Consider the following 17,714-nt stretch of genomic DNA (forward strand, 5'->3'; position numbering starts at 1 on the left):
TGAATACGTATGTATAGCGCCCGACCCCGTTCCCCTCCCGCAAAGCTTTGATATCCCTAGGGTCGGGAGAGGGGTCTCAGCCCCTTTGATGGTTTTTTGATCGGCAGGACCGCCTGCCGAACCCGAAGGGGGATGCATGATGACGACGTTTTCTTTGCGTTCGCGGCTGGCTGCGGCGACGAGTCCGCTGGCGCTGGTGCTGGCACTCGCAGCAACGCCGGCCTTTGCGCAGGGCGCTCCGGTCACGCCGCCGGCGGATCAGGCTGCTGCCGATGCCGCGCAGGCTTCCGCGGATGCCGCGCAAGCGTCGGCCGACGCGGCCAAGGCTGCCGCCGATGCGCAGGCCGCTGCCGACGACAGCAAGCAGATCGTCGTCACCGGCTTCCGCGCGGCGCTGCGTAGCTCGACCGCCAAGAAAAAGAATTCGGAAGCCGTCGTCGAATCGGTGACGGCGGAGGACGTCGGTAAGCTGCCTGACAACGGCATCGGTGAATCGATTGCGCGCCTGCCGGGCATCTCCTCGCAGCGGAGCGCAGGCCGCGCCAACATCATCTCGATCCGCGGCTTCGGTCCAGACTTCTCGTCGACCACGCTGAATGGCCGTCAGCAGACGACCACCAACGACAGCCGCGCGGTCGAATTCGACCAATATCCGTCGGAAATCCTGGCCGGCGTCGACGTCTACAAGACCGCGCAGGCCGACCACGTCGCTGGCGGCCTTGTCGGCACCATCGACCTGCGTACCATTCGCCCGCTCGATTACGGCAAGCGCGTGATTGCGGTCGGCGTTCGCGGCACCTACGTCGATCAGAAGCTCCTGCCGGGGTCCAAGGACTGGGGCGGCCGCGTCTTCGGCACCTACGTTGACCAGTTCGCCGACGGCAAGGTCGGTGTGGCGCTGTCCGGCGCCTATACGAACGAGCCGTACCAGACCAAGGATTGGAACGCCTGGGGCTACGGCGGCTACCCCGGCGGCGCGCAGGGCATGAACGGCATCAAGACCTGGTACGAAAGTGACCAGCTCAAGCGTTTCGGCGGCACCGCGACCTTGCAGGCCCGGGTCACCGACAACCTGACGATGACCCTCGACGGCTTCTATTCGCACTTCACGGACAATATCGATCAGCGCGGCTTCGAAATGCCGTTCAACTGCGGCGGTGGCTGCGGCAACGATTCCATCAGCAACGTGCAGTCGTCGAATGGCCTTGTGACGTCGGCGACGATCCGCGGCACCCCGGTGATCGAAAACTACGCCAACGACCGCAAGGCGGATCAATACTCGCTCGCCGGCAACCTGCTGTACGATGCGCACAATGGCTGGCGCGCCATGGGCGACTTCAGCTGGTCACGCACTGATCGCGTCGATGACCGCCTTGAAAGCACGGCAGGTCTCCGTCCCGGCCGTGGCGCAACGACGCCCACGGCGACCGTGTCGTACACGCTCACCAATCGCGGCCCGGTGTTCACCAGCAATTACAATGGCGCCAATCCGGCGCTGGTGCTGACCGACGTCGAAGGCTGGAGCGGCTCGCCGGTTCAGGCCGGCTACGACAAGATCCGCACGACCAAGGACGATCTGGTCGAAGCGCGCGGCGAAATCGAGCGGGAGCTTGGCGGCTTCCTGAAGTCGATTAAGCTCGGCGTGGACTATACGGTCCGCGACAAGGTCCTGACGCAGGACGAAGCTTTCCTGTCGCCGCCGGGTGGCGCGCTGTCCGCGCCCATTCCGGCGCGAGTGCTGCTGCCCTCGTTCACGCTTGATCGTGGCCTTGGGCCGATCCTGGCGTGGGACGTCCGTGCGCTCGTTCCTGAAGGCGTGCTGGTCTACAACGCCAACAACTTCGGCGCGAACGCAGGTTACCACGTCAAGGAAAAGGCGCTGACGCCGTACATCATGGCGTCGCTGAACGGGAACCTCGGCGCTGCGACCCTGACCGGCAACATTGGTCTGCAGGCGGTTCACACCAACGTGACCTCGTCCAGCCTCAACTATCCGACGGTCAAGGACAGCTATTGGATGTGGCTGCCGAGCGCCAACTTCAACCTGCGGTGGGAAAATGGCTTCGTCATCCGCCTCGCAGCGTCGAAGGAATATATGCGGGCGCGCCTGCCTGATCTGAACAACGTGATCACCAACAATGGTCCGAACACGACGTTCAATCCGGTGATCTACACCGGCAGCGGCGGCAATCCGCTGCTCCGGCCGTACGAGGCCAAGGCCGTCGACCTGAACTTCGAGAAGTATTTCGGCAACAAGGGCTACATCGCCCTGCAGACCTTCTACAAGCACATCGATAGCTACATTTCGAACGGCTATGTGACGTTCGATTTCTCCGGCTATCCGGTTTCGTCGGGCAGCACGATTACACCGTCTTCGCCAATTGGCATCTTGTTCGCCAACGCGAACACCAAGGGCGGCTACATGTACGGCGCCGAGCTTGCCGGCACCCTGCCGTTCGACGTTTTCTCCGATAGCTTGGCCGGCTTCGGCCTGACCGGCGGTGGCGGCTATACCAAGACCAAGGTCCACGACTTCCAAGGCAATTCGATCCAGATCCCTGGCTATTCGAAGTGGGTCGCCAGTCTGACCGCCTTCTATGAAAACCGCGGTTTCAGTCTGCGTGGCAGCATGCGCTACCGGTCTTCGTTCGTCGGTGACTTCGCGCTGTTCAGCGGCGGTCTCGATCGTCAGTACGTCCTGGCGGAAACGGTGTTCGACGCGCAGGCCAGCTACGACTTCCCGGAAAGTTCGCGCCTCAGCGGCCTTTCGCTCTTCGTGCAGGGGCAGAACCTCACCAACGAGCGTTCGGCGACCATCGGCATCCCGAGCCTGTCGGACTCCTGGTTGAAGTACCAGACCTATGGCCGCCGCTTCCTCGCGGGTGCGACGTACAAGTTCGGTGGGCGTACGCCGCCGCCGGCCCCGCTGCCGCCGGCCCCGCCGCCACCGCCGCCTCCAGCCCCTGCGACGCAGACCTGCGCCGACGGTTCGGTAATCCTGGCGACGGCAAGCTGCCCGGTTCCGCCGCCGCCGCCGCCACCGCCGGCGCCCGCGCCGGAACGCGGCAACTAGCTGACAGACAGGGCCCGGCAGCGCGTTTGCGCTGCCGGGTGCAGGTGCCTATTCGACGATGATCGAGCGCGTGCCTTACAACATCGTCATCGCCGGCGGCGGAACGGCCGGTTGGCTGGCCGCAGCGATCTTCGCGCGCTTCCTTGGCGACGCAGCGTCAATCACGCTGGTGGAGTCGGATGAGATCGGCACGGTCGGTGTCGGCGAAGCGACGATCCCGCAGATTCACAACCTGATCATCGGCCTCGGTCTGGACCAGGCCGAATTCATCCGTCGTACTAACGGTACCTTCAAACTCGGCATCGAGTTCGCCGAATGGCTGCATCTAGGGCACCGCTACATTCATAGTTTCGGGACGGTCGGCCGCGGCGTCGGCCTTATCCCGTTCCGCCAGCTCTGGCTCCGCGGCCGCGCGCTCGGTGTTGCAGGAGACTTCGGCGACTATAGCTTCAACATCGCGGCCGCGCGCCTTGGCCGAATGACGACGCAGGCCGGCGCCGGTACCGGGCTGCCCGACCTTGCCTACGCCTACCATTTCGATGCCTCGCTGTTTGGCGGCATGCTGCGTGAATATGCCGAGGCGCGCGGCGTCACCCGCGTCGAAGGCAAGATCGCGCGCGTCGAACGCGGCGGCGATGGCGACATCACCGCCTTGGCGCTCGAAGGCGACCGGCGCGTCGACGGCAATTTCTTCATCGACTGCACCGGCTTCCGCAGCCTGCTGCTGGGCGGCGCGCTCGGCGTTCCGTTCGAGGATTGGAGTCATTGGCTGCCGTGCGACACTGCGCTTGCCGTGCCTTGCGAATCCAGCGAGGCGTTCCGACCCTACACTCAGTCGATGGCGCGGCTGGCGGGATGGCAGTGGCGCATTCCACTGCAGCATCGCACCGGCAACGGGCATGTTTTCTGTTCGCGCTTCATGTCGGTCGACGAAGCATCCGCGCTACTGCTCGCCAATCTCGACGGCGAGCCGTTGTCGGACCCGCGCCCAATCCGATTCACGAGCGGCCACCGTGCGAAATTCTGGTCCCACAATTGCGTCGCGCTCGGGCTTGCCGCCGGGTTCATGGAGCCGCTGGAATCGACCAGCATCCATCTCGTTCAGTCGGCGCTCGGCCGGCTGCTGAACGTACTTGGCGGCGACCGCTCGAAAATTGAGACGGCGCGCGACACCTTCAATCGGCTGTCTGAAAGTGAGTGGGCCCGCATCCGCGATTTCATTCTCCTGCACTACGTCGCGAACGGAAGGGAGGGCGAGCCTTTCTGGGATCATTGCCGGCGTATCGCGTTGCCCCGCACGCTCAAGGACAAGATCGACATGTTCCGTGAATCCGGCCTCGTCATGCGCGAGGAGGATGAACTGTTCCTCGACGACAGCTGGGGGCAGGTCATGTTGGGGCAAGGCATCGACCCGGTGAGCTGGTCACCGCTCGCTGACAATGTTTCTGGCGACGATCTTGGACCATATTTGCAGACCATCGCGTCGAGCTATCGAGCCAAGGCGGAAACGCTGCCCACCCATCGACAATTCGTGGCGGCCATGGTCGCCGAAAGAGCCGAGGCCGCTTCATGATCAAGTTTGCGTTTTCCCGATCGATCCTCGCGGCCTTACTGCTCGCCACAACTGGACCCGCGATCGCGCAAGCGCAGAATCTGGCGTCGGTCCGCGCGCGCCTGCCGCAGGACGAGGTCATCTATTTCCTGCTGCCCGACCGCTTCGAGAACGGCGACACCTCGAACGACCGGGGCGGCCTCAGCGGCGGCCCGCTGACGACCGGTTTCGACCCGACGCACAAGGGCTTCTTCCACGGCGGCGATCTCAAGGGTCTCACGACGCGTCTCGACTATATCAAGGGTCTCGGCGCGACGACCGTGTGGCTGTCCCCGATCTTCGCCAACAAGGCCGTGCAGGGCCCGCCGGGCCAGGAAAGCGCCGGCTACCACGGCTACTGGATCACCGACTTCACGCGCGTCGATCCTCACCTCGGCACGAACGCGGATTTCAAGGCCTTCGTCGACGCGGCCCACGCTAAGGGCCTCAAGGTCTACATGGACATCGTGGTCAACCACACGGCCGACGTCATCCAGCTCGCGGAATGCGCGAACCAGCTCGACTGCCCGTACCGGAGCATCGCCGATTATCCGTATCAGCGTCGCGGCGGCGTGAAGGGCGCGGCGATCAACCAGGGATTTACTGGCGAGGCGGACGCCAGCGCTGCGAATTTCGCGAGGCTCAAGGATCCCAATTACGCCTACACCGTCCGCATCCCGCCGGCGGAGCGGAACATCAAGGTTCCCGCCTGGCTCAACGATCCGATCTACTATCACAACCGCGGCAACTCGACCTTCCGGGGCGAGTCGAGCACGATGGGCGACTTCTCCAGCCTCGACGACGTGTTCACTGAGAACCCGCGCGTCATCAGCGGGATGATCGACATCTACGGTGCGTGGATCGACCGCTTCGGCGTTGACGGTTTTCGCATCGATACCGCGCAGCACGTGAACCCCGAATTCTGGCAGAAGTTCGTGCCCGCCATGCTGCAACGCGCCCGCGCCCGCGGGATCCCGAACTTCCACATCTTCGGCGAAGTCGCGACGAGCGAGATGGATCCGGCGCACACCGCCGAGAACACGCGCGTCGACAAACTTCCCAGCGTGCTCGATTTTCCGATGACGCGCGCGCTGGTCGACGTCGTTTCCGGCGCGGCCGGCACCGACGAAATGGCAAAGCTGTTCCGGGCCGATGCCCTCTACGAAGGCGGCGCGCAGGCAGCGCTTCAGCTCCCGACCTTCCTCGGCAATCACGACGCCGGGCGGTTTCCGATGCTGCTCAAAATGTTCAAGAAGGATCTCCCCGACGCCGAGCTGCTGCCGCGCGACATGCTGGGCCACGCCATGCTGCTGACGCTGCGCGGCGTGCCGACGATCTACTCTGGCGACGAGCAGGGTTTCGTCGGACTTGGCGGCGATCAGGCAGCGAGGCAGGACATGTTCGCCAGCAGGGTCGACAGCTATAATCAGCAGCCGTTGCTCGGCACCAAATCGACGACCGCGCAGGCAAGCTTCAACCCGCAGCATCCGCTCTACCAAGAGATTGCGAAGCTCGCCCGCATCCGCACCAGCCATGCGGCGTTGACCCGCGGGCTCCAGCTAATCCGCTTCGCTGACGATAAGCCCGGACTGTTCGCCGTGTCGCGCTTCGATCCGGCGAACGGCCGCGAGATGCTGTTGCTCTACAACACATCCAACAAGCCGGTGCAGCAGAATGTGCGCGTCGAAACCCGCTCGCAGAGCTTCGAGACGCTCGCTGGACAATGTGCCGCGACGGCGACCGCACCGGGCACGGTCGCGGTCGACCTGCCTGCCTTTGGCTACGCCGTCTGCAATGCTCGCTGAGATGGTGGAGGACGTTGAGTCCGACGCGGACGTCCCCTGGTGGAGGGGTGCTGCGATCTACCAGATCTATCCGCGCAGCTTCGCGGACACGGACGGCAATGGCATCGGCGACCTGCGTGGGATTACCGAGCGGCTCGACTATGTCGCTGAGCTCGGCGTCGACGCCATCTGGCTCTCGCCGTTCTTCACCTCGCCGATGCGCGACTTCGGTTATGACGTCGCCGATTATTGTGATGTCGATCCCGTGTTCGGCACGCTCGCCGACTTCGATGCGCTGGTCGCCAAGGCGCACCAGCTCGGCCTCAAGCTGATCATCGACCAGGTCTATTCGCACAGCTCCGATCAACACCCCTGGTTTCAGGAAAGCCGCAATTCCCGCGACGGTGAACGCAGCGACTGGTACGTCTGGGCCGATGCCAAGGCGGACGGCTCGCCCCCCAATAATTGGCAGTCGGTGTTCGGCGGTCCGGCTTGGACGTGGGACGCGCGCCGTGGGCAATATTACCTGCACAATTTCTTGCCCGAGCAGCCCGACTTAAATGTGCACAATCGCGAGGTGCAAGATGCACTTCTTGGTGCTGCGCGCTTCTGGCTCGATCGCGGCGTGGACGGCTTCCGCATCGACGCGATCAACTTCGCGATGCATGACCCGCAGCTACGCGATAATCCGCCCGCGACGAACGGCGGCAAACGCACGCGTCCCTTCGATTTTCAGCAACACATCTACAACCAGTCCCACCCGGACATCGTCGGTTTCCTCGAGCGGCTTCGCGCACTGGTCGACGAATATCCGGATCGGTTCACGCTGGCCGAAGTCGGCGGCGACCACGCGCTCAGCGAAATGCAGGAATTCACAGCCGGAAATCACCGGCTCAACAGCGCCTACGGGTTCGACTTCCTCTACGCGGACAAGCTGACGCCCGCGCTTGTCGCTAACGCGGCGACAAGCTGGCCCGAAGTTGCAGGCTGGCCGAGTTGGGCCTTTGAGAATCACGACGCACCGCGCGCCGTGTCGCGCTGGGTCGATGAAGCGCATCGCGCCGCATTCTCCCGATTAAAGATGTTGCTCCTGTGCGCGCTGCGCGGATCGATCATCCTTTATCAGGGGGAGGAATTGGGGTTGCCGCAGGTCGATGTTCCGTTCGACCGGCTGCAGGATCCGGAAGCGATCGCCAACTGGCCGCAAACGCTCAGCCGCGACGGTGCGCGCACGCCCATGCCATGGTCCTCCAATGCGCCCAACTTCGGGTTCACCACCGGCCATGCCTGGCTTCCTGCGGGTCCGGACCATGCATCGCTGACCGTTGATCGGCAGGAGGCGGACCGGCGCTCGATGTTGCAATTCACGCGCGCATGTTTGGCCTTCCGCAGCCACTCTTTGGCCCTGCGAACCGGCGGCATCGACATCGTGACCGCTGGCGAAGCGCTGCTTGTGTTCGACCGCCGTGATGGCGGCGAGCATCTGCGCTGCACATTCAACTTGGGCGACGACGCATTGTCGTTCAAAGCGAGCGGACGGTCGCTGATCAGCACCGGCGAAATCGATGATGAAACGATCGGGCCCTACGCCGCGGTCATTGAGGAGTTGGCATGAACTTTCGCAGCCTGCTTGCAACCGCTGCCTTTCTCGCCGCCGCGCAGCCCGCGCTCGCAGCGCCGATCGAGCACAAGGCGACAGGACTGTCTGCGTCCTCCGCCGACGCCGGCATGCAGATCACTGCGCTGACCGACTCCATCATCCGCGTGCGTGTGGCGCAGGGCGGCAAATTTCCGGAAGATGCGAGCTGGGCGGTTCCTGCCGCGGTGCGCCACCAGTCGGTCAACGTCACGCAGTCCGCCGACGGATTCCGGACCCGGGCCCTCGATGTGCATCTCGATCCGCAACTCGGCCTGACAGTCAACGACCTTCAGGGCCGCACCATCGTCGCCGACGCCGCCAATCCGCTCAGCTTCGCCGGCCGTGGCTTCATGCTGCGCAAGAAGCTGCCGATCGACCAGCGCATCTACGGCATGGGCGACAAGACCGGCGGCATGGACCGTCGCGGCGCCGCCTTCGTCGACTGGAACACCGACTTCTTCGGTTTCGCCCCTTGGAGCGACCCGATCTACAAGTCGATCCCGTTCTACATCGGCGTCGCCAGTGACGGCTATGCCTACGGCCTGTTCCTCGACAACAGCTGGCGCAGCAATTTCGACTTCGGCCATCGCGACGCGGATGCGATCGAGCTGAGCGCCCCCGACGGCCCGATCGACTATTACGTCATTGCCGGCCCGACCGTTGCCGACGTCGTCCGCAACTACCAGACGCTGACCGGCCGGGCACCGCTGCCGCCGCAATGGGCGCTCGGTTACCAGCAGTCGCGCTGGGGCTATTCCAGCGACAAGGAAGTGCGCGCCATCGCCTCGCGACTGCGCTCCGACCAGATTCCTGCCGACGTTATCTGGATGGACATCGACTACCAGGAGAAGAACCGGCCGTTCACTGTCAACAAGACGATCTTTCCTGATCTCAAGAAGCTGAACACCGATCTGAATGCCGAGGGCGTCAGGCTGGTGGCGATCACTGACCTCCACGTCGCATATCTGCCCAAGCAGGGGTACGCGCCGTTCGACACGGGTGAGGCCGGCAACCATTTCGTGCGCAAGGCCGACGGCAGCCTCTACGTTGCGCCGGTGTGGCCGGGCCCGGCCGTGTTCCCGGACTTCACCCGCGCCGCGACGCGCAGCTGGTGGGGCGGCCTCTACAACGATTTCGTCGCCGACGGCTTCGCCGGTTTCTGGAACGACATGAACGAGCCGGCGGTGTTCGAAACGCCGACCAAGACGATGCCGGTCGACAACCTCCACCGCATCGACAGCGACGACTTCGCGCCGCGCGACGCGACGCATTCCGAAATCCACAACGTGTTCGGGATGCAGAACACGCGCGGCACGTACGAGGGAATGCTGAAACTGCGCCCGAACGTGCGCCCCTTCGTCATGACCCGCGCCACCTATGCCGGGGGCCAGCGCTATGCGGTGACCTGGACGGGCGACAACAGCTCGACCTGGGACCATCTCCGTCTGTGCGTCCAGCAGTCGCTGAACCTCGGCCTGTCGGGATTCACCTACACCGGCTGCGACGTCGGCGGCTTCGTGGGCGGCGCGAGCCCTGATTTGCTCACGCGCTGGTATGAGATCGCCGCCTTCACGCCTGTGTTCCGCAACCATGCCGCCAACGATGCGCCGCATGCCGAGCCTTGGGTCGACGGCCCTGAGCACCTCGCCATCCGCCGAAAGTTCATCGAAGAACGCTACCGCCTGATGCCGTATCTCTACGCGGTGGCCGAGCAGAATTCGCGCACCGGCGACCCGGTGATGCGGCCGGTCTTCTACGATTATCCGGACGCGCTGAAGTTCGACTGCGACAGCGCGCTTACCTTCACTGTCGGCGGCAAGCTGCTCGTCGCCGCGCCGCCGCGCCCGGAATCGCCAAAAGACTACAAGGTGTGCCTCCCATCCGGCGGCTGGTACGACTACTGGACTGGGCAGCCGGTTACCGAGACCAAGTTCACCGCTCCGAACCGCCTTGACTACGTGCCGCTCTACGTTCGCGCCGGTACCATTCTTCCGCGCCAGCCGCTGACGCAGAGCACGATGATTAAGCCGACGGGAGCGCTCTTGCTCGACGTCTATCCGGGCCAGGATTGCCGCGGGGAAATCTACCTCGACGATGGCATCAGCATCAAAGGCGACAGCCTGCGTCAGACGGTCACCTGCTCGGTGACGCCGCGCGGCGTCGCGCTGAACTTCGGCGCGCGCACTGGCAAGTTCCGGCCGTGGTGGAAGCAAATTGCGGTGACCGTGCACGGCGCCGCTCCCGCGCAGATCACGATCGCGGATCACCCCAAGGCCGGTGAAGTTCTGATCGCGGCAAAGTAACGCGCGTCACGTGACTGACCCGCGTCCGCGTTCGATCTGCATTCTCGGCGGCGGCACCGCCGGCTGGATGGCGGCCAACCTGTTCCAGCATCACTGGGGCAAGCTCGGCACCCGCATTCAGCTGATCGAATCCAGCGATATCGGCATCATCGGGGTGGGTGAGGGATCGACGCCGCAGCTCAAGGCTTTCTTCGACAAGCTCGGCATCGCCGAGCGCGAATGGATGCCGCGCTGCGGCGCGACCTACAAGACCGGGATCGAGTTCATCGGCTGGTCCGACCGCCCGGGGTTCGAACGCTACTTCCACCCGTTCCCGACCGACCTCGACAGCCACACCGCGCCGCTGTTCTTCCACAACGCGCACGCGCGGCGGAACGGCGTGGATGTTCCCGCGCATCCCGATCCGTATTTCGTGCCAACCGCGCTCGCCCGCGAACGGCTCGCGCCAATGCCGCCTGAGAACTTCCCGTTCGAAACCAGCTACGGCTACCACTTCGACGCGCATCGCGTCAGCGCGTACCTGCGCGAAGTCGCGACGGGCCGCGGCGTCGAACATGTCGACGCCAGGATTGCATCCGTCGAAATGGCTGCCGACGGGAATGTCGCGGCACTGCTCAGCGACGATGGGCGCCGCTTCGAAGCCGACCTTTTCGTCGACGCCAGCGGCTTCCACGCGATGATCATCGAAGGTGCGCTCGGCGAGCCGCACCGCAGTTTCGCCGACAACCTGTTCAACGACAGTGCGGTCGTCTGCCCGATGCCGACGCGCGACAGCGGACCGGACGTCTGCACGCGCGCGTTTGCCAAGTCCGCCGGCTGGATCTGGGAAATTCCGCTGACTGAGCGCGTCGGCAATGGCTACGTTTATTCGTCGCGCTACCTGGACCGCGAGCAAGCCGCTGCCGAGCTGCGCGACCATCTCGGCCTCGCCGAGGATGCGGAAGTCCGCCACCTCAACATGCGCGTCGGCCGCATCGAACGGAGCTGGGTCGCCAACTGCCTCGCCATCGGCCTGGCGCAGGGCTTCATCGAACCGCTCGAAGCCACCGCACTTCACATTGTCATCGCCACGGTCGAAGGCTTCATTTGCGAAGTTGACGCCAACGGCGGCCGCGAACGATTCAATGCCGACATCGCGCGCCGCTACGAAGGCATCCGCGACTACATCGTCTGCCACTACCGAACCGCACCCCGGTCCGACACAGAATACTGGCGCGATGCGACCAAGCACGACAATTTGTCCGACAGCCTCAAACGCATCATGACCGCCTGGTTCACCGGCGCTGATCTTGCGCAGGAAGTGCTGCGCCAAGGCATCGAAGGCTATTACAGCCCCGTCTCCTGGCACTGCATGCTTGCGGGCTACGGCAACTTCCCGCGTCCCGACCAGCTGCGGCCTGTCGCTAACCAGCCTGACATGGACGCGGTCGACCGCTTCATCCGCGGCTGCCTGATGAACTTTCCCACCCACCGCGACGCGCTCGCGCGACTGGAGGCATGATGATCCGCAAACTGCTCCTGCTCACCGCCCTCGCCTTCGGCAGCGCTGCATCCGCGCAGACGGCACCGGACAAGGCGCAGGGGCCCGTGCACGTCGCCGCAGGCACCATCGTTGATCTCGGCATCCTGAACAGCAAATTCACCGACCCGCGGCGCGTCGTCGTGTGGTTGCCGCCGAACTACCGGCCGAACGGACCGAAGCACGCTGTCCTCTACATGCACGATGGCCAGAACCTCTTCGACAAGGCGACCGCCGGCTATGGCATGGAGTGGGAGATCGACGAGCATCTCTCAAAGCTCATTGCCGAGAAGAAAGTGCGCCCGACCATCGTCGTCGGCATCTGGAGCACGCCCAAGCGCCTGCAGGAATATGTGCCGTCCAAGGCCTTCGCATCGTTGCCGCCCGAGTATCGCGAGAAGGTGCGCGCGCTGTACGGCGGCGACCCGCTATCCGACGGCTATCTGAAATTCATCGTCCAGGAGTTGCGGCCGGCGATCGACAAGCGCTTCAACGTCCGGACCGACCGCGCCAACACCGCCATCATGGGCTCGTCGATGGGCTCTCTCATCTCGCTCTATGCGATCGACGAATATCCCAACATTTTCGGCAGCGCGGGCATGATGTCGACCCACTGGCCGCTGTTCCTGAAGCCCGACGGCCAGTCCGTCACCCAGGAAGAATATGAGGTCGTTTCAAAGGCCTTCGAACGCTACCTCGCGCCCGCGCTGCCCGATCCGCGCACGCACCGTCTCTATTTCGACCACGGCACCGAGACACTCGACGCCATTTACAAGCAGTATCAGGACCGGGTCGACGCCGTGGTCGCGAAGCGCGGCTATCGTCAGGGGCAGAACTGGCTGACCCGCAACTTCCCCGGCCAGAAGCATAATGAGATCAGCTGGGCGTCGCGGGTCGATATCCCGCTGCAGTTCCTGCTGCCGGCTTCAGGCCGCTAACGCCGCGGCGGCCCGGGCGCGCTCGCCGATGGTGGCGAGGTCGTCACCCGGCTTCACGAACCAGGTCCCGCCGACGCACAACACCGGATCCAGCGCCAGCCAGTCGGCGGCGGTATCCGGCCGGATGCCGCCGGTCGGGCAGAAGCGCACGTGGGCGAACGGCCCCGCCAGCGCCTTCAGCGTGGGAATGCCGCCCGACGCTTCGGCCGGGAAGAATTTGAACCGCTCCAGCCCAAGGTCCAGCCCCCGCATGATGTCGCCGGCGTTCGCCGTACCCGGCAGGAACGGGACGCCCGAAGCAACCGCAGCTTTGCCAAGCGGCTCGGTCAAGCCGGGCGAGACGATGAACTGGCTGCCCGCATCGATCGCCTGATCCAGCTGCCGTTCGTTGAGCACCGTCCCCGCGCCCGCGATCGCGCCCTCGACCTTCGACATCGCGCGGATCGCGTCGAGCGCCAGCGGCGTCCTCAACGTGATCTCCAGCACCGGCAGCCCGGCCTCGACGAACGTCTCGGCCAGCGCCGACCAGTCCATCTCTTGCTCTAGCACCAGCACCGGGATCACCGGCGCGGTGCGCATCACCTCGTCGACGGTCATCCATGTTCCTTTGCGAACGCGGCCGCCGCGCCGAACAGGCCCGGCTCGGGATAGGTGATTAGCTTGACCGGCATGTCGTCCATGCGCCGCTCGAAGCGGCCCTTGGCGATGAACCGGTCGCGGAAACCCGATCGCGGCAGATGATCGACCAGCCTCAGCCCAAGCCCGCCGGCGATCACCACCGCCGACCCCCCCTGCGCCAGCGACAGGTCGCCCGCCACGGCGCCCAGCGTCAGGCAGAATCGATCCAGCGCCGCATTCGCAAGGCTGTCCTGATTATTCAGCGCCGCGGTCCACAATTCCTTCTCGTCATGGAAGGTCGTGCCGCGCCCCTCAATCGTCGCCAGTGCGTCGTAGATGTTCCACAGCCCGCGCCCGGAAATCAGGCGCTCGATCGACACCCGCCGGAAGTTACGGCGCATGTGCGAGAGGATCTGGTCTTCAAGTTTGTCGAGCGGCGCGAAGTCGACGTGCCCACCCTCGGTCTCGATCACCTCATAATGGTCGGGCTTGCGCAGTAGTGCCGCAACGCCGAGGCCCGTGCCGGGACCAAGGATGGAAATGACACCGTGATCGGGCAGCGAGCGTTCCGGCCCGCACACATGCAGGAACTGGTCCTCGGGCAGCGTCGCCACCGCGTAACCCACCGCGCCGAAATCGTTGACGATGGTGAAGCGGTCGACGCCCAGCCGCTCCTTCATAAGCGCCGGACGGATGACCCAGGGATTGTTGGTCAGCTTCAGCACTTCGCCGCCGACCGGTCCCGCAAACGACAGCGCTAGCTCGTTCGGCAGATCGATGTTCTGCCGCCGCCCGAATTCCTGCCACGCCAGCTGGAAGCTGCCATGATCGGCGGTTTGCAGCTTGACCTGATCGCCCAGAGAGACGACGCGGCCGCCCTCAATCTGTGCGACGGCGAAGCGGGCGTGCGTTCCGCCGACGTCGGCGACGGCAATCTCTCTCATGAGCGCTCCGTTTCGAAGCCGTGCGGCTGCTCCGCCTCCATTGCGGCCAGCATCGCAGATCCGCCATGCTCGGCATCGCTCGCCGTCAGCCGCATCAGCGCGAACAGCTCGCGTCCGGTTCCGGCAGGCGGCGGCGGCGCGTTGGCTGCAGGTCGTGAAGCGAGATCGACGCCCACCGCTTCCAGTGTGCCGGTATGGGCGTCGAGCCGGATCAGATCCCCGTCCTGCACCCGCGCCAGCGGACCATCGGGTAGCGCCTCAGGCGACACATGTATCGCCGCCGGCACCTTGCCGCTCGCCCCCGACATCCGTCCATCGGTAATCAGCGCCACGCGATGCCCGCGGTCCTGCAGTACACCCAAAGCGGGCACGAGCTTATGCAGCTCGGGCATGCCGTTCGACCGCGGCCCCTGAAACCGCACGACCACCGCGACGTCGCCGTCCAGCTCGCCGTCCTTGAACGCCTGCAGCACTTGGTCCTGATCGGAGAAGCAGCGTGCGGGCGCCTCGATCAGCCAGCGCGTCTCGTCCACCGCGCTCGTCTTGAACACCGCACGGCCAAGGTTTCCCTTCACCAGCCGCGTGCCGCCATCGGCCAGAAACGGATCGGTCACGGGTCGCAGCATGTCGACGTCGGCGCTTTCCTCCGTCGGCTTCCACACCAGCTCGTCGCCGTGCAGCTCGGGCTGGCCGATCCACGCGTCCATCGTGTCGGCGCCCGCGGTCAGCGTGTCGGTGTGCAGCAGGCCCTCGCGGCTCAGCGTATAGGTGATGAACGCCATCCCGCCCGCGTCCTGAAAGTCGTTCACATCCTTCGATCCGTTGGGATAGACGCGCGCGATCAGCGGCACTGCGGACGACAGCTCGTCAAGATCCTGCCAGTCGACGATGATCCCCGCCGCGCGAGCGATCGCCGGTAGATGGATGAAGTGATTGGTCGATCCTCCGGTCGCCACCAGTCCGATCATCGCGTTGACGATGGACTTCTCGTCGACCACCTCGCCCAGCGGCCGCGCGCCGTCCTTGGCAAGACTTGCCAACCGATGCACCGCCGCCCGAGTCAGCGCCTGACGCAGCGGCGTGCCGGGATTGATGAAGGCGGCGTTGGGGATATGCAGCCCCATCAGCTCCATCATCATCTGATTGGAATTCGCGGTGCCGTAAAAGGTGCACGTGCCCGGCGCGTGGTATGAACGGCTCTCCGCCTCCAGCAACTCGGTCTTGCCAACTTTCCCTTCCGCATAAAGCTGGCGGATACGCTGCTTTTCTTTGTTGGGCAGGCCCGACGGCATCGGCCCGCCCGGAACCAGCAGCATCGGAAGATGACCGAAACGCAGCGCCCCGATCAGCAGCCCCGGCACGATCTTGTCGCAAATGCCGAGCAGCGCCGCCGCATCAAACATGCCATGGCTCAGCGCCACCGCCGTCGACATGGCGATGACGTCCCGGCTGAACAGCGACAGGTCCATGCCCGGCTGGCCCTGCGTCACCCCGTCGCACATCGCCGGCACGCCGCCCGCGACCTGCGCGGTCGCGCCAACCTCGCGCGCGAAGATTTTCATCTGCTCGGGATAGCGGCCATACGGCTGATGCGCCGACAGCATGTCGTTATACGCGGTGACTATGCCGATGTTCGGACCGCTGAGGTGGCTGATCGCCGCCTTGTCCTCACCCGCCGCCGCAAAGCCGTGTGCGAAATTGCCGCAGCTCAGCCGCGGGCGGTTGATGCCCCGCTCGCGCTGCTCGGCCATCAGTTCCAGGTAGCGGCGGCGCGTCGGCTTCGAACGCTCGATGATCCGGTCCGTGACCGCCGCAACGTTCGAATTCAAAGGCATTCGTCTCGTCCTATTCGTGCCAGCTGATGCCGTCGCGCTCGGTCAGCGCGATGGCCGCCGATGGCCCCCAGGTTCCCGCCGCATAAGGCCGCGGTGTCATGCCCTTGTCGGCCCAGGCGGCGCGGATCTTGTCGATCCACCCCCACTGCGCCTCCACCTCGTCGCGGCGGACGAACAACGTCGGGTCGCCCTCGATCAAATCGAGCAGCAGTCGCTCGTAGGCGATGCGCCGCCGAAACTCGCTAAACGCATTCGCCAGCCCAAGGTCGAGCGGCACCTCCCGCAGCCGCACGCCCTGGCGGTCTAGGCCCGGCATCTTGGCCATCATTCGCAGCTCGATGCTCTCTTCCGGCTGCAGCCCGATGATCAATTTGTTCGGCCGGCTCGTCGCCCCGCGCGACGCGAAAATCGAGAAGGGGACGTCCTTGAACTGTATGTAGATCTGCGTGTTGCGGCCCGGCATCCTTTTGCCGGTCCGCAGGTAAAAGGGGACGCCCTTCCACCGCCAGTTGTCGACGTGCGCCTTCAGCGCGACGAAGGTCTCCGTGCCACTCGCGCGTCCCAGCTCGTCGGCATAGCCGGGCACCGTTTCGCCATCGATGGCGCCGCGCGCATATTGGCCGATGACGCTGTTCGCCTCCGCATCGGCGCCCGTGATCGGCCGCAGCGCGCGCAACACCTTCACCTTTTCGTCGCGAACGGCGGTCGCGTCGAAGTCGCTCGGCGGCTCCATCGCGACCAGCGCCAGCAGCTGCAGCATGTGGTTTTGCACCATGTCGCGCAGCGCGCCGCTGCTCTCGTAATAATCCGCGCGGCCCTCCAGCCCGACCGTCTCCGCAACCGTGATCTGGACGTGGTCGATATGCGCGCTGTTCCACAGCGGCTCGAACATCAGATTGGCGAAACGCAGCGCCAGCAGGTTCTGGACCGTCTCCTTGCCCAGATAATGGTCGATCCGGAACGTCCGCTCTTCCGGGAATGCCGCGGCCACCGCGTCGTTGATTTCGCGGCTGCTCTCCAGGTCGGTGCCCAGCGGCTTTTCCAGCGCCATCCGCACCGTCGGACAGGCGAGGCCCGCAGCCTCCAGCCCGTCGATGGTCGGCTTGAACAGCGACGGCGCGGTCGACAGGAAAATCGCGACGCCATGGCACGGATCGCCGATCGCGCGCGCGAGATCGGCGAAGTGCTCCGCCTCGTTGATGTCCAGCGGCACATAATGCAGCCGCTCGAGGAAGCGCTCGGCAACTTCGCTGCTGTAGAAACCGTCGGGCAAATGCTCCTTCAGCGCCTCGTCGGCCCGCTCACGAAAGGCGCCGTCATCCAGCGCGGTCCGCGCGGTACCGATGATGCGCAGCTCGGGCGGCAGCAGATTGTCGGCGTCGAGCCCATAGAGCGAGGGCAGCAGCATCCGGCGCGCCAGGTCCCCGGTCGCGCCAAACAGTACCAGCGTGGATACCCGCTCCGTCATCG

General features: G+C 64.9%; 11 protein-coding genes. 7 read left to right on the top strand and 4 right to left on the bottom strand.

All coding sequences use genetic code 11. The features are described 5' to 3' along the window. The first annotated feature begins 136 nt into the window (after positions 1-136). From QU596_RS10920 to QU596_RS10950, 7 genes are read left to right on the top strand one after another with little or no spacing between them, the layout of a single operon-like run. Entirely contained in the window at positions 137-3,073 is a 2,937-nt protein-coding gene (locus QU596_RS10920) for a TonB-dependent receptor (protein ID WP_308515540.1), read from the top strand. A 58-nt stretch (positions 3,074-3,131) separates the two neighbouring features. Beyond that, complete coding sequence (locus QU596_RS10925; protein WP_308515541.1) at positions 3,132-4,646, top strand: tryptophan halogenase family protein; 1,515 nt, start codon at positions 3,132-3,134, stop codon at positions 4,644-4,646. Further along, on the top strand, positions 4,643-6,469 hold the full coding sequence (locus QU596_RS10930) for an alpha-amylase family glycosyl hydrolase (RefSeq protein ID WP_308515542.1): 1,827 nt from the start codon (positions 4,643-4,645) through the stop codon (positions 6,467-6,469). The genes QU596_RS10925 and QU596_RS10930 overlap by 4 nt, the downstream gene beginning before the upstream one ends. After that, positions 6,459-8,063, top strand: a complete 1,605-nt coding sequence (locus QU596_RS10935) for an alpha-amylase family glycosyl hydrolase (RefSeq protein ID WP_308515543.1) — start codon at positions 6,459-6,461, stop codon at positions 8,061-8,063. Before QU596_RS10930 ends, QU596_RS10935 begins: the two co-directional genes overlap by 11 nt. Continuing rightward, entirely contained in the window at positions 8,060-10,390 is a 2,331-nt protein-coding gene (locus QU596_RS10940) for a glycoside hydrolase family 31 protein (RefSeq protein ID WP_308515544.1), read from the top strand. The genes QU596_RS10935 and QU596_RS10940 overlap by 4 nt, the downstream gene beginning before the upstream one ends. Before the next feature lie 10 nt (positions 10,391-10,400). Further along, positions 10,401-11,891, top strand: coding sequence for a tryptophan halogenase family protein (locus QU596_RS10945; protein WP_308515545.1), 1,491 nt, complete (start codon positions 10,401-10,403; stop codon positions 11,889-11,891). Beyond that, on the top strand, positions 11,888-12,847 hold the full coding sequence (locus tag QU596_RS10950) for an alpha/beta hydrolase (RefSeq protein WP_308515546.1): 960 nt from the start codon (positions 11,888-11,890) through the stop codon (positions 12,845-12,847). The genes QU596_RS10945 and QU596_RS10950 overlap by 4 nt, the downstream gene beginning before the upstream one ends. Here the strand turns inward: QU596_RS10950 and eda are convergent. The 4 genes from eda to zwf are packed head-to-tail and all read right to left on the bottom strand — an operon-like array spanning position 12,836 to position 17,712. Next, positions 12,836-13,444: a bifunctional 4-hydroxy-2-oxoglutarate aldolase/2-dehydro-3-deoxy-phosphogluconate aldolase gene (gene eda / locus QU596_RS10955; protein WP_308515547.1), complete on the bottom strand. Its 609-nt coding sequence runs from the start codon at positions 13,442-13,444 to the stop codon at positions 12,836-12,838. The two genes, QU596_RS10950 and eda, sit on opposite strands and share 12 nt — an antisense overlap. Next, entirely contained in the window at positions 13,441-14,409 is a 969-nt protein-coding gene (gene glk, locus QU596_RS10960; RefSeq protein ID WP_308515548.1) for a glucokinase, read from the bottom strand. Before glk ends, eda begins: the two co-directional genes overlap by 4 nt. After that, positions 14,406-16,244 carry a phosphogluconate dehydratase gene (edd, locus tag QU596_RS10965; RefSeq protein ID WP_308515549.1) on the bottom strand — a complete coding sequence of 613 codons (1,839 nt, stop codon included), beginning with the start codon at positions 16,242-16,244 and terminating at the stop codon, positions 14,406-14,408. Before edd ends, glk begins: the two co-directional genes overlap by 4 nt. A 10-nt stretch (positions 16,245-16,254) precedes the next feature. Continuing rightward, complete coding sequence (zwf, locus tag QU596_RS10970; protein WP_308515550.1) at positions 16,255-17,712, bottom strand: glucose-6-phosphate dehydrogenase; 1,458 nt, start codon at positions 17,710-17,712, stop codon at positions 16,255-16,257. Between the last annotated feature and the right edge of the window lie 2 nt (positions 17,713-17,714).

The organism is Sphingomonas flavescens (genome assembly GCF_030866745.1).
Taxonomy (GTDB): Bacteria; Pseudomonadota; Alphaproteobacteria; order Sphingomonadales; family Sphingomonadaceae; genus Sphingomicrobium; species Sphingomicrobium flavescens.

Coding starts and splice junctions, on each gene's coding strand:
- QU596_RS10920 (WP_308515540.1), top strand. CDS start 137: ATGATGACGACGTTTTCTTTGCGTTCGCGGCTGGCTGCGGCGACGAGT.
- QU596_RS10925 (WP_308515541.1), top strand. CDS start 3,132: ATGATCGAGCGCGTGCCTTACAACATCGTCATCGCCGGCGGCGGAACG.
- QU596_RS10930 (WP_308515542.1), top strand. CDS start 4,643: ATGATCAAGTTTGCGTTTTCCCGATCGATCCTCGCGGCCTTACTGCTC.
- QU596_RS10935 (WP_308515543.1), top strand. CDS start 6,459: ATGCTCGCTGAGATGGTGGAGGACGTTGAGTCCGACGCGGACGTCCCC.
- QU596_RS10940 (WP_308515544.1), top strand. CDS start 8,060: ATGAACTTTCGCAGCCTGCTTGCAACCGCTGCCTTTCTCGCCGCCGCG.
- QU596_RS10950 (WP_308515546.1), top strand. CDS start 11,888: ATGATGATCCGCAAACTGCTCCTGCTCACCGCCCTCGCCTTCGGCAGC.
- eda (WP_308515547.1), bottom strand. CDS start 13,444: ATGACCGTCGACGAGGTGATGCGCACCGCGCCGGTGATCCCGGTGCTG.
- glk (WP_308515548.1), bottom strand. CDS start 14,409: ATGAGAGAGATTGCCGTCGCCGACGTCGGCGGAACGCACGCCCGCTTC.
- edd (WP_308515549.1), bottom strand. CDS start 16,244: ATGCCTTTGAATTCGAACGTTGCGGCGGTCACGGACCGGATCATCGAG.
- zwf (WP_308515550.1), bottom strand. CDS start 17,712: ATGACGGAGCGGGTATCCACGCTGGTACTGTTTGGCGCGACCGGGGAC.